At 53.7% G+C, this 13506-nt stretch carries 11 protein-coding genes; 3 read left to right on the plus strand and 8 right to left on the minus strand.

Going from position 1 to position 13506, the window contains the following annotated elements; genetic code table 11:
- Positions 1–4: 4 nt before the first annotated feature.
- On the plus strand, positions 5–298 hold the full coding sequence (locus Q1L85_RS03415) for a hypothetical protein (RefSeq protein WP_300425948.1): 294 nt from the start codon (positions 5–7) through the stop codon (positions 296–298).
- On the opposite strand, the gene Q1L85_RS03420 is transcribed toward Q1L85_RS03415, so the two are convergent.
- On the minus strand, positions 275–1186 hold the full coding sequence (locus Q1L85_RS03420) for a hypothetical protein (protein WP_300425950.1): 912 nt from the start codon (positions 1184–1186) through the stop codon (positions 275–277). The two genes, Q1L85_RS03415 and Q1L85_RS03420, sit on opposite strands and share 24 nt — an antisense overlap.
- A gap of 270 nt (positions 1187–1456) precedes the next feature.
- On the opposite strand from Q1L85_RS03420, the gene Q1L85_RS03425 reads away from it, so the two are divergent.
- Entirely contained in the window at positions 1457–3151 is a 1695-nt protein-coding gene (locus tag Q1L85_RS03425) for a S8 family serine peptidase (protein ID WP_300425952.1), read from the plus strand.
- A 187-nt stretch (positions 3152–3338) separates the two neighbouring features.
- A complete protein-coding gene (locus tag Q1L85_RS03430; RefSeq protein ID WP_300425954.1) occupies positions 3339–4433 on the plus strand; it encodes a TauD/TfdA family dioxygenase in 1095 nt (364 codons plus the stop codon).
- Between the two features lie 66 nt (positions 4434–4499).
- Here Q1L85_RS03430 and pnp read toward each other — a convergent pair whose 3' ends face one another.
- The 7 genes from pnp to rimP form a co-directional block, all read right to left on the minus strand.
- Entirely contained in the window at positions 4500–6602 is a 2103-nt protein-coding gene (gene pnp, locus Q1L85_RS03435) for a polyribonucleotide nucleotidyltransferase (protein ID WP_300425956.1), read from the minus strand.
- 207 nt (positions 6603–6809) lie between these two features.
- A complete protein-coding gene (gene rpsO / locus Q1L85_RS03440; protein WP_300425959.1) occupies positions 6810–7079 on the minus strand; it encodes a 30S ribosomal protein S15 in 270 nt (89 codons plus the stop codon).
- 98 nt (positions 7080–7177) lie between these two features.
- Positions 7178–8137: a tRNA pseudouridine(55) synthase TruB gene (gene truB / locus Q1L85_RS03445; RefSeq protein WP_300425961.1), complete on the minus strand. Its 960-nt coding sequence runs from the start codon at positions 8135–8137 to the stop codon at positions 7178–7180.
- Between the two features lies 1 nt (position 8138).
- Positions 8139–8537 carry a 30S ribosome-binding factor RbfA gene (gene rbfA / locus Q1L85_RS03450; RefSeq protein ID WP_300425962.1) on the minus strand — a complete coding sequence of 133 codons (399 nt, stop codon included), beginning with the start codon at positions 8535–8537 and terminating at the stop codon, positions 8139–8141.
- A 70-nt stretch (positions 8538–8607) separates the two neighbouring features.
- Positions 8608–11145, minus strand: coding sequence for a translation initiation factor IF-2 (infB, locus tag Q1L85_RS03455; RefSeq protein WP_300425963.1), 2538 nt, complete (start codon positions 11143–11145; stop codon positions 8608–8610).
- 26 nt (positions 11146–11171) lie between these two features.
- On the minus strand, positions 11172–12668 hold the full coding sequence (gene nusA / locus Q1L85_RS03460; RefSeq protein ID WP_300425964.1) for a transcription termination factor NusA: 1497 nt from the start codon (positions 12666–12668) through the stop codon (positions 11172–11174).
- A gap of 22 nt (positions 12669–12690) precedes the next feature.
- Entirely contained in the window at positions 12691–13149 is a 459-nt protein-coding gene (rimP, locus tag Q1L85_RS03465) for a ribosome maturation factor RimP (RefSeq protein WP_300425965.1), read from the minus strand.
- Between the last annotated feature and the right edge of the window lie 357 nt (positions 13150–13506).

Below are 13506 nucleotides of genomic sequence, written 5' to 3' on the forward strand. Positions count from 1 at the left end.
ATAGATGATCTCATCCAATCTGCCGCCACTTCAGCCCGGACTGTCACCTGCGACGAATACCACGCAGGAGGAGCGGTCACGCAACCGGGAACCGTTGCAGACCGATGAGGATGCCCGTCGCCAGACGAGTAACGTAATAGATGGTGAGTATTTTCCCGCGATCCCTGACGAAGAAACCCTCGCAACACTCGCCGGTGACCGCCAGGGTGCTTCCGCCACACCCGCTGACCCTTACAGCGAAACGGCCAGTCTGAGTGGCCAGAGCCGGCGTGGATCAATCATTGACCTCTACGCCTGACCTCAGGGCATCAAGCTGCGGCAGAGTGTAGCGATTCTTTTCCGAATCCCCCCACCCAAGAGGTGCTGAATACCGGTCAGAGATGTGACGGACCTGAATGTCCGTGAGCTGAAGATGACTTGTCTTCTGCTCTGCAGTGAGCGCCGTATCGCGGACATGCAGCAAAGCCTGACCCGTTGTTTCTAACCGTTGCCGGCTATGAAGGTGAGTGATGACGGCGCCCTGTTCGTCGGTTAGAGTGGCTGTCACGGTCACCACCCCGGGCTCGTACACCTCCACCCTTAGCGGAATCTGCCAGATACCCTGTTCGATAAAAGGCTGCCCTGTGCCTTTTACAACGGCGACCGGTTCAAACACTTCGGTCGCCAGGGATACCTGGACCGCATTTTCACCAGGAATCCGCAGGACAGCCTGAAGGCGAAGCTGTGTCGGCCATTGGGGTGAAGACATCACTGAAATACGCCCCGTGATCCGGTCCGCCTCTACCGTCCAGCCCGGAGTAATATCCGCGACAAAGTTACCCTGCCCGGTCGTGACCCACACCATAAATTCGTAATCGTCAGGCAGATCACCGCGACTCATTTCAAGTACGACTCTGGCCACCAGAGGCTCATCTCGGCGAAATCTGTATTCAGGGCTCTGTATCAGAAGACGCCCGGCAAGATGGCGCGCATCAAATAATGCGGCGTCACTGGCACGGTAAATAGTTTCACCCACCGCAGCGGGTGCACTGACGTCGTCGGGTTCGCCTGCAGCGGTCGCAGGCAGCGCTGCTAAGTCTGCCTCGCTCGGAAGCGGCGACGACAGCAAATGGAAAGACAATGCGGTAATCACACCGGGTAACAGGAGAATTACGGCCAGCACCCAGCGGCCGGAAGCATTCGTCATGTCGGTATCACCTTATTGTTATTCTTAAAATTCAGGTGCAGGGTCTGACCTGCCACTCCTGTCAGTGTAGACCTAAATCTCCCTTTCTGGCCGCTTTTGATAACGTAATCACGGCCAGAAAGTAACACTTCGTAACTATTGCGAGCGCATGTCATTCAGACAGAATCTGTTCATTTATGACCAGATGGCCTGAGTCTTCTATATACAAAGCCCGCCACACGGGCGATATTGTCCACTCTGCCATGTCGTCCCGTACGAGGAATAATAATAATGAAGACAGGACATCTACTGGCGGCCGCTCTGCTGGCTTCAGCAGCCACAACGGGCCATGCCGCACAATATGTAATCACTACCCATCAGGCCGAAGATGCCACTCCAACGCGTCTGCAGCAGTGGTTTCCTGCACTGACACTGAAACGTCGTATGGCGGATCGCCGGCGCTGGGTAATCAATCTGCCCGACGATCGCCGCAGCCAGTGGATTGAAGCCCTGCAGGCCAGTGGCCTGATCCGCACGATTGAAGAAGATATCCACGTTACCGCCAAATACGTGCCGGCAGACCCGATGGTGGGCCAGCAATGGGGGCTGTTCAGTGAGATTGCCGGGATCAATGCCTTCCCTGCGTGGGACATTGCCGATGGCAGTGGCGCAGTGATTGCGGTCGCTGACACTGGCTATGTACCTCACCCGGATCTGGATGCGAACCGCCTGCCGGGCTACGACATGATTTCCAGCTCCAGCGCTGCCCGCGATGGCGACGGACGCGACGGCAATGCCATTGATGAAGGCGATTACACCACCTTCTGGAACTGCGGCTTTTCCAGTAACTCTTCCTGGCATGGTGCCCATGTCGCCGGGATTGCCAATGCAGTAACCGACAATGGTACAGGGATCGCGGGCGTTGCTCCGGGCGCCCGGTTTGTCCCTGTGCGGGTGCTTGGCTCCTGTGGCGGATCGCTTTCGGATATTGCCGACGGCGTAATGTGGTCAGCCGGCCTCAGCGTCGATGGCGCCCCAGTGAATGCTAACCCGGCCGATGTCATCAACCTGTCGCTGGGCGGCGCGGGCACCTGCCCTTCGTTTATGCAGGATGCTATTGATGCCGCGACCGACGCAGGCTCCGTCGTCGTTGTCGCCGCTGGTAATGAAAACGTTAATGCGTCGGGGTCAGTGCCAGCCAACTGCAATAACGTAATTACAGTCGCATCGGTTGGTGTGGATGGCGCCCGCGCCAGTTACTCGAATTTTGGCGATGTTGTCGATATCGCAGCGCCGGGAGGTGGCAATGGTGAGGCAATTATCAGCACCATCGACAGCGGCACCCGGGGACGCGAAGGCGCGGCATATGCAGGATACCAGGGCACGTCTATGGCAGCACCACAGGTGGCTGGTGTGGTTGCTCTGATCCGCTCCGCAGACCCCTTGATTACTCCGGCGGAAATCACCAGCCTGCTGGTGAACACCGCGCGTCCGTTCAGCGCTTCTTGTGAGGGCTGTGGTGCAGGTGTGGTGGACGCTTACGCTGCGCTCAGCACGCTGACCGGAACCACGCCAGACACACCGGAAGAACCCGGGGAACCAGAAGAACCTCAGGAGCCGGAAGTGATCAGTGTGACCTACGGCGGCGCAACCAATGCCCGCCTTAACGACGCCAGCCGTTACTTCTGGTTCTTTACCCGTCAGGGCGTCACCAGCATCCCGCTTGTCGTGGCTGCAGAAGGCAGTAATGGGGCGTTGTCCGTGCAGATAGATCATGCATCTCATAATGAGCTGAGTGTGGTTCTCACGTCACCGGATGGTCGCCAGACCGCTATGACGCGCACATCGGTCAGTGGCCAGACAGGCACATACGGTGCAGCCGCATCCGGTGAGCCAGGCACGTATCTGCTGACCGTCACAGATCGCAATGTCGGTAATACAGGCACGTTACGCCACTTCAGCCTGACTCAGGACGAAGTGCAGTAATCCTCGCAATACCTAACACTTAGGAATCAGAACCAATGAGACTACAAAAACTTTTCGTTTTTGTAGTCTCATACACTATTCCTATTTTTAAATACCTGGCCTGTTACGTCATTCAGGCGAATGCCTGACCATACCGCTAAGCCGGAATAATCTGCAATATCTCACCAAGAAGAATAAGGATATTGCGATGAAACCTATGCTCCCCGAGGGTCTCGAACGGACCCTGATTACTCCCTTTCTGGTCATGTTCAGTCCTCTGACTGAGGCTGACAAAAGCGAACTCGGCAGGCTCTGCCGGGAGAATCACGATTATTTTATGGATCAGGTGAACCAGCATGGGGGGATTCTCTTCCGTGGTTTTACCGCCCCGGGCTCTGATGAGTTCGATCTCTTCGTAAACGAACAACTGCAGCTGGCTCCCTGGAATTCATTTAACAGCAAAGGCACCCCCACCTTTGTGGCGAACTGGCTACGCAAGTGGTCGGAAAAGATTCTGGGGGCTGGCGACTACCGTCGCTATCTTGGCAAATCTACCGTGCGTCTCGGACCTGTCGAAAACTCCATTCAGGGGCCTCATGTCGAGGGAGGTGGCCTGCCCCAACGTTCCCGTTATCTCGCCCTCTGCTGCCAGCAACCCGGCGAATATCAGGCAGAAACCGGCATGGCCGATTTTTCTTCGGTGATAGACCGGTTACCGGCTGCCTTACAGGAAAAATTTCTTAAGGGGTGGAATAAATACAGCTACACAACCGCACGTCCACTGGGATGGCTCGACAAGCTCATTCTTAACCTCAGTCCGATGGCGGTCGAAGTAAAAGAGGATGGCCACGGTATTCTCACTGGCAAACTCTGCCCTGCCGCATGCTATGTCCCGGAAACAGACAGCATTGCTGTACAGCCCTGGTCATTTGCCCGCAATGCCAACGGCCAGGTGCACAAGGCAGCACAGGAAGTGTTCCATGACAGAGGCGAGATCATCCGTGATTCGACCGCCGATGCACTGAACATGAACTGGGATCTGGTCGATGAAAACGGTGATTCTCTTGGTTGGAGCGAAGAAGAACAGTACCAGTTCTTCCACACCATATTCAGTGAAGCGCACCTGATGGCATGGCAGAAAGGGGATGTCGCTCTGATTGACAACGTCCGCCTGGGTCACTGGCGGATGAATGGCATTCAGGGCAACCGCCAACTGATTCAGGTTCAGGCCAACCCATTTAACGTGCTCGAACATCTGGTGCACTCCGGCACGGAGAGCGATGCAGAGCCGGCACTGGCATAACCTGTTTCTGCGAGACAAAAAAAAGCCGCTCAAGAGAGCGGCTTTTTCACGCGTGTGAGCAATAACTTACTGCTCAACACCCTTCATAGTCAGCTTAACGCGACCTTTTGGATCAACGTCCATCACGTGAACCTTAACCATCTGACCTTCGCTCAGGAAGTCTGACACGTTTTCAACACGATCTTCGCTGATCTGAGAAATGTGCAGCAGACCATCCTTGCCCGGCAGTACGGTGATGAAAGCACCGAAGTCAACGATCTTGCTGACCTTACCTTCGTAAGTTACGCCCACTTCGATATCAGCAGTGATACCTTCGATCATGCTCTTAGCCGCATCAGCGCTGGCTTTGTCAGTCGCGAAGATTTTGATTTCACCGTCGTCGTTGATATCAACAGAAGCACCAGTCTTCTCAGTGATGTCACGGATGGTTGCACCACCTTTACCAATCACGTCACGGATCTTGTCTGAAGCAATCTTCATGGTCGTCATGGTAGGTGCGTTCTCAGACAGCTCTTTACGAGGTTCTGCGATCACTTTGTTCATGTCGTTCAGGATGCTCAGACGTGCCGCCTTCGCTTTTTCCAGAGCGATTTCCATGATCTGCTCAGTGATACCTTCGATCTTGATATCCATCTGCAGTGCAGTGATACCTTCGTCAGTACCCGCTACTTTAAAGTCCATGTCACCCAGGTGATCTTCGTCACCCAGGATGTCGGTCAGTACAGCGAACTGCTCGCCTTCTTTAACCAGACCCATAGCGATACCAGCAACTGGTGCCTTGATCGGCACACCCGCGTCCATCAGAGCCAGAGATGCACCACATACAGACGCCATGGAAGACGAACCGTTAGATTCGGTGATCTCAGATACAACGCGGATGGTGTATGGGAATTCGTCCTGAGTTGGCATCATTGCCTGAACACCACGACGGGCCAGACGACCGTGACCAATCTCACGACGACCTGGAGAACCCATACGACCAGCTTCACCTACAGAGAATGGAGGGAAGTTATAGTGGAACAGGAACGGATCAGTCTGGGTACCGTGCAGGAAGTCGATCATCTGCGCGTCACGGGCAGAACCCAGAGTCGTAGCAACGATCGCCTGAGTTTCACCACGGGTGAAGATCGCAGAACCGTGAGTCGTCTTCAGAACACCAGTTTCGATGGTCAGTGGACGTACGGTGTCGTTATCACGACCGTCGATACGTGGCTGGCCTTCGATAACGCGGTTACGAACCACTTCGTACTTCAGTTCGCCAACCATCTCGGCGATTTCGTCAGCAGTGAAGCCTTCTTCGCCTTCAGCCGCTGCCAGTTTTTCAACCGCTGCCGCTTTAACTTCGTCCAGCTTAGCGTAACGAGCCATCTTGTCAGAGATGGTGTAGGCTTCGCCGATACCGGCAGCCGCTTCTGCTTTAACAGCGTTGTACAGAGCTTCGTTACGGGCTTCTGCAGTCCAGTCCCAACGCTCAACACCCAGTTCAGCCGTCCACTCGCTGATCGCAGTGATGGCGCTCTGGAAAGATTTGTGCGCGAACAGAACCGCACCCAGCATTTCGTCTTCGGTCAGTTCGTCAGCTTCTGATTCAACCATCAGAACCGCGTCTTTAGTACCAGCCACAACCATGTCCAGCAGAGACTCTTCCAGCTGTGCATCGGTTGGGTTCAGCATGTAGCCGTCTTCGTCAGTGAAACCAACGCGGGCTGCACCGATAGGACCATTGAAAGGCACACCAGACACTGCCAGAGCCGCAGATACAGCGATCATTGCGCAGATGTCAGGATCAACGCCTTTTTCAGAGGCCATGACCGTAGGGATCACCTGAACTTCGTTCAGGAAGCCTTCCGGGAACAGAGGGCGGATAGGGCGGTCGATCAGACGTGAAGTCAGGGTTTCTTTCTCAGAAGGACGACCTTCACGCTTCAGGTAACCACCCGGGATACGGCCAGCGGCGTACATTTTTTCCTGGTAGTGAACAGACAGCGGGAAGAAATCCTGGCCCGGCTTGGTGCTCTTAGCAGCAACAACCGTTGCCAGTACCTGAGTCTTGCCGATCGTTGCGAGAACTGCACCATCCGCCTGACGGGCGATACGGCCAGTTTCGAGAGTGACGGTCTGACCGCCGAATTCAAACGTTTTTGTCTTAGCAACAGGGATATTGCTCATTCAGTCTTTCCTTAATTTTTGTATGAGTTCCCTACGCTACTGCCGGTGCTTCTAAACATTTACCCTCGGTGAAGGAAAATGGTTAGAAGCACCACCGTGATTTACTTTATACACGGGGTTGGCACCACAGCATTCGCAGGATGTTTGGCAGAGATATGAGAAGTACAAAAAATAAGAGCCGCACTTGGCGACCCTTATCTTGCTGTCTTAGCGACGCAGACCCAGCTTCTTGATCAGCTCAAGGTAGCGGTTAGCATCTTTGCCTTTCAGGTAGTCCAGCAGCTTACGACGCTGGTTAACCATGCGAATCAGACCACGACGTGAGTGGTGATCTTTTTTGTTCGCCTTGAAGTGATCCTGCAGACCATTGATGTTGTAGGTCAGCAGAGCAACCTGTACTTCAGGGGAACCAGTATCGCCTTCAGCAGTTTGAAACTCTTTTACCAGTTCAGCTTTCTTTTCAGCAGACAGTGCCATTTTCATAACTCCGTTCAATGTGCTTGAGATCACATCACCACCGTGCACATTTACAGTGGCATGCGTTGTCACCGACGGTGACAGTTGTACCTTCCGGCTCAGGACGGCAGGTTGACCTGCAACAATCTCTGAGAGCGGATAACGCCGTTTTCTATGTAGCCGATGCCAGTAAGAACACGAACGTCAGATTCAACGGCCCATAATTGTACAGAAGGACAATCTTCCAGGCCAGTTTTTATTGCCTGCCCCTGCAGCATACGTGCGGCCTCCGAGACCGTCAGTTCTACGACAGGCCAGGACTCCGGAAGCGCAGTCTCTGCGGGCATCAGCAGCGAATCGAGCGCACCTTTGTCGTCGCCGGATTGTTCCGCGAGTGACTCAAGCCCTTCCAGTGTGTGCGACATACTTTCGTCGTAAGGGCCTGAGTGAGTGCGATGTAAATCCTGCACAAACGCACCACACCCGAGCGCCTCACCAATGTCTTCAACCAGTGTGCGGATATAGGTCCCTTTGGAGCAACGCACACTCAGATCCAGGGTCGTGTCCGTGGCGTGATGCAGCGTCAGCTCATGGATCTGAATCACGCGACGCTTTTTCTCAGCCACGGCGCGCATTTCTTCCTGCGACATGCCCTGACGAGCCAGCTCATACAACGGCTTGCCGTTCATCTTCAACGCTGAGAACATCGGTGGAACCTGCTCAACGTCACCACGAAAGTCGTTGAGCACCGCTTCAATGCGATCATCATCAAACACGGGCACAGGCCGCTCTTCAAGCACCTCACCTTCTTTATCGCCGGTGCTGCGTACCTGACCAAGAAAGGCCGTGGTACGGTAGCCTTTATCAGAATCGAGCAATAACTGAGAAAACTTAGTGGCCTCCCCCAGACAGATCGGCAGAACACCGCTGGCCTCCGGGTCGAGGGCGCCGGTATGACCGGCTTTATTGGCATTGAACAGGCGTTTAACGCGTTGCAGTACCTGATTGGAACTGAGTCCTAATGGTTTATTCACCACCAGAATACCGGTAATGTCCCGGCCCTTTTTCTTGCGCGCCATGTCAGTCCTGTTCGTCGTCCTTATGGCGGGCGTCGTCTTCTGAGCGGGCCTGTTTGATCAACCCCGTCAGGAAATGACCACGTTCCAGCGACTCGTCATAGTGAAAACGCAGTTGCGGAGTCACACGGGTACGCAGAATTTTGGCAAGTTCTGAACGCAGGTAGCCTGCTGCTTCATTCAGAATTTTGCTGGCCGTTGCACGGATCTCGGCATCGGTTTCGCCTTTGGCGCCCATTACTGTGAAATAGATATCGGCATAACCCAGGTCTTTCGCGACCTTCACCTGATTAAGCGTCACCATGCCCAGCTTCGGGTTTTTCATTTCAAACTGAATCATCTGCGCGACTTCGCGCTGAATCTGCTCTCCCAGTCGGGAGGTACGGCTGAAATCTTTTGGCATTCTCTTTTCTCCAGAGACACCAAAGCCCGGATGAGTCCGGGCTTTGGTTATTCAGACTGCTCGGGCTGAATTACAGCGTACGGGCAACTTCTTTCACGTCGAAGACTTCGATCTGATCGCCTGGGCGAACATCCTGATAGTTCTTCACGCCGATACCACATTCGGTGCTCTGACGAACTTCCTGAACGTCGTCTTTAAAGCGACGCAGAGATTCCAGTTCACCTTCGTAGATCACTACGTTATCGCGCAGTACACGGATCTTCTTATTACGGTATACCGTACCTTCCGTCACCATACAGCCAGCAATCTGACCGAACTTAGGCGACTTGAAGACATCACGCACTTCAGCGATACCAACGATTTCTTCGCGCAGCTCTGGCGCCAGAAGACCGGCCATCGCCTGCTTAACATCGTCGATCAGATCGTAGATTACGCTGTAGTAGCGCATATCAACGTCGTTGTTTTCAACTACACGCTTGGCGGCGTTATCCGCACGAACGTTAAAGCCGAATACAACCGCGCTTGCAGCAACCGCGAGAGTCGCATCAGTTTCGGTGATACCACCAACACCTGAGGCGACCACGTTCACTTTCACTTCGTCAGTTGCCAGCTTCTGCAGCGAAGATACGATCGCTTCCAGAGAGCCACGAACGTCGGTCTTAACCACGACATTCAGTGAAGCAACTTCACCTTCAGCCATACCAGCAAAGAGCGCATCCAGTTTCGCAGCCTGCTGGCGCTGCTGGTGCTGTTCTTTCATTTTGGTTTCACGGAATTCAGCTACTTCACGTGCCTTCTTCTCGTTCTCAACCACCATGAAGTTATCGCCAGCATCCGGTGTACCATTCAGACCCAGAATCTCTACCGGAATAGACGGACCTGCAGACTCGGTCTGCTTACCATTTTCGTCCAGCAGTGCACGGGCACGACCCCAGCAGGTACCTGCCAGAACCACGTCGCCTTTCTTCAGAGTACCGTTCTGAACCAGCAGCGTTGCCACCGGACCGCGACCTTTATCCAGACGCGATTCAACAACCACACCCTGACCCGGGCCTACGAAGTGAGCCTTAAGCTCAAGCAGTTCGGCCTGCAGCAGAACAGCTTCGAGCAGTTCATCAATACCCTGACCGGTTTTCGCAGACACTGGGATAAACGGAACATCACCGCCCCAGTCTTCCGGAATAACGTCACGCGCTGACAGTTCGTTTTTAACACGATCCGGATCAGCGGTTTCTTTATCCATCTTGTTCACGGCAACAACCAGAGGAACACCCGCTGATTTCGCGTGCTGTACGGCTTCTTCCGTCTGTGGCATCACACCATCGTCGGCGGCAACCACCAGGATAACGACGTCAGTGGCCTGCGCACCACGGGCACGCATTGCCGTAAAGGCTGCGTGTCCAGGTGTATCCAGGAAGGACACCATGCCACGGTCAGTTTCTACGTGGTATGCGCCAATATGCTGGGTAATACCACCGGCTTCGCCAGAAGCAACACGTGAGCTACGGATGTAATCCAGCAGAGACGTTTTACCATGGTCAACGTGACCCATAACGGTCACAACCGGAGCACGCGGCTGCTCTTCGCTGCTGTAGCTCACAGATTCGGTCACGTCCTGCTCAAGCTGGTTATCAGCGATCAGTTTCGAAACCTTGTGACCCATTTCTTCAACCACAAGCGAGGCAGTGTCCTGATCCAGAGTCTGGTTAATGGTCGCCATGACGCCCATTTTCATCAGCTCTTTAATCACTTCACCCGCTTTGACGGCCATCTTCGAAGCAAGGTCACCGACAGTGATTGCTTCTGGCAGTTCAACTTCACGAATCACTGGCGCAGTCGGCTTAGTGAAGGCGTGATCATTTGACTGACCGCGACCACGTCCGCCTTTGAGCTTGCCACCTTTACCACCACGACGGTGACCACGGTTACGATCGCCGCTGTTATTGTCGTCATCATCGAAACGACTGTCGCGGGACTCGTGACGCTTAGCAGGCTTAGCCTTTTTACGATGCTCTTCCTGACGCGCCTGAGCTGCTTCTGCTGCCGCACGTTTCTGAGCAGCATCTTCTTCTGGCTCAGCTGCTTTCGGCTTAGCTTTCGCTGCCGGCTTGTTACGCGGCGCAGCCTCTTTTACTGGCTCAGCAGCAGGCGCTGCTGCAGTTTCTTCAGCCTGAGGTTCAGCAGCGGTTTTCGCCGCAGCTTCTTCGGCTGCCGCTTTTTCCGCAGCTTCCTGAGCTTTCAGGGCTGCTGCTTTTTCTTCTGCAAGACGTGCTTCTTCTTCCTGACGTGCTTTTTCAGCAGCCAGATCGACATCTTCACGTTTTACATAAGTACGCTTTTTACGTACTTCAATATTGACCGCCTTCTTACCACCCTGACCAGTTTTCAGAGTGTGCGTGACCTTGCGGGTCAGCGTAATTTTCTTAGGCTCACCGGTCGCTTCGCCGTGGCTTTTCTTCAGAAACTGAAGCAGTGACTGCTTCTGTTCGTCTGTCACTTTCTCATCCTCAGCTTTCTGAGGAAGGCCAGCTTCTTTCATCTGAGAGAGAAGCCGGTCAGTGCTCGTCCCTACCACGTCGGCGAGTTCTTTAACTGTTACATCAGCCATACGTTTCTCCTATGCCGGGCGAGTAATTAATCGTTGCCTTCAAACCAAGGCTTACGGGCGGTCATGATAAGCTCACCCGCTTTTTCTTCCGTCATCCCTTCGATATCCAACAGGTCGTCGATGGACTGCTCGGCAAGATCTTCCATCGTTGCGATACCTTTGCTGGCCAGGACCAGAGCAAGATGCTTATCCATGCCTTCCATGCTCAACAGATCTTCAGCTGGCTCTGCGGCTTCCAGCTTCTCTTCAGAAGCAATAGCCTGAGTCAGAAGAACGTCTTTCGCACGGTTGCGCAGTTCGCTCACGACATCTTCGTCGAGACCGTCGATCTGCAGCATTTCTTCCATTGGGACGTAAGCGATTTCTTCCAGAGTCGTGAAGCCTTCTTCTACCAGCAGAGTGGCGAAGTCATCGTCGATATCCAGCGCCTGCATAAAGTGCTCGATAAAGCCTGCTGCTTCTTCGTTCTGTTTCTCGACCGCTTCTTCCTCGGTCATTACATTGATTTCCCAGCCGGTCAGTTCTGACGCCAGACGAACGTTCTGTCCGCCACGGCCGATTGCCTGAGCCAGGTTATCAGCAGCCACTGCAACGTCCATCGAGTTGGATTCTTCATCAACGACGATAGAAGCAACATCTGCAGGAGCCATAGCATTGATCACCAGCTGCGCTGGGTTGTCGTCCCAGAGCACAATATCAATACGCTCGTTACCGCCCAGTTCATTGGTGACAGCCTGAACACGCGCGCCGCGCATACCCACACAAGCACCAACAGGGTCGATACGTTTATCGTTGGATTTCACTGCAATTTTTGCGCGTGAACCCGGATCGCGGGCTGCGCCTTTGATCTCAATAACGTCTTCTGCAATTTCCGGCACTTCGATACGGAAAAGCTCAATCAGCATTTCCGGAATAGTACGGCTCAGCATCAGCTGCGGGCCACGATTTTCCGGGCGTACTGCGTGTAGAATGGCGCGGACGCGATCGCCCATACGCATAATTTCACGGCCAATCAGCTGATCTTTAGGCAGCAGTGCTTCAGCATTATTACCAAGATCAACGATAACGTTGTCACGGGTAACCTTTTTGACGGTGCCGCCAATCAGTTCACCTACGCGGTGCTCATACTGTTCTACGACCTGAGCACGCTCAGCTTCGCGAACTTTCTGCACAATAATCTGTTTAGCAGCCTGGGCAGCAATACGTCCGAAATCAGGATTTTCAACCTGCACTTCGTAGGTATCACCCGGTTGCAGATTGGTGTCGATTTCGTGTGCTTCTTCCAGGGTCAGCTCGTCGCCAAGACCTGGAACCACATCGTTGCTGACAACCAGCCAGGTGCGGAAAGTTTCGTAATCGCCAGTTTTACGGTCAATATCTACACGGATAATGGCGTTTTCATCTTCGTAACGTTTCTTGGCAGCGGCTGCGAGAGCCGACTCAATCGCCTGAAAAATAATTTCCCTTGAAACGCCTTTCTCGTTGGAAACCGCTTCCGCGACCAGGAGAATTTCTTTGCTCATCTTCTAGCCTCGCTCTGCAACCTTAATCCTTGAATTGTGGAACTACATTAGCCTTTTCAATCAGCTCAAGAGGAAGAAGATACTCGTTGTCATCGACACGGATGACGACATCTTCCTGTTCTGTACCAATTAAAAGACCCTTAAATTTACGACGCCCGTCAAACGCCATGCGCAGACGGAGATCGACAATATGCCCCGCGTGCGCGGTAAATTGTTCGAGAGTAAACAGTGGACGATCCATACCCGGAGACGACACCTCAAGGGTGTATTCCTGCGAAATCGGATCTTCCACATCCAGCACACTGCTTACCTGACGGCTGACCGCCGCACAGTGATCAACAGTAATGCCATCAGCGTGATCGATATAAATGCGCAACAGCGAGTGACGCCCCTGCGGTGCAAACTCGAGACCCCAGAAAGTAAATCCCATCGACTCCACAACCGGAGCCAGCATTTCTGTAAGCTGAGTGTCTTTTGCCAAACCTGATCTCTCCCGGAGAAACCTGTCCCCGATACAAACAAAAACTGGGCAACATGTGCCCAGTCCGCTACTGCTTACGCAGACCAGAGACTGCCAGAGCAGTCTCCTGTGACCTTAACTGAACAGCCAGCTACCGACCCTTCAGTTGCTAAAAAGCCCCTGACATGAGGGGCTTTATTAGAATATGCCCGCGCATTATATGCCCGGGCAATAAAAAAAGCGAACCAGGTTCGCTTCTTTGAAAGCCAGCCCATCACTGCGGCTGGACCGTCGCAATAATTTGGTGCGGATGGCGAGACTCGAACTCGCACGAGCGTTGCTCACCACCCCCTCAAGATGGCGTGTCTACCAATTCCA

It is taken from the genome of uncultured Thalassolituus sp. (genome assembly GCF_950066645.1).
GTDB lineage: Bacteria > Pseudomonadota > Gammaproteobacteria > Pseudomonadales > Oceanobacteraceae > Thalassolituus.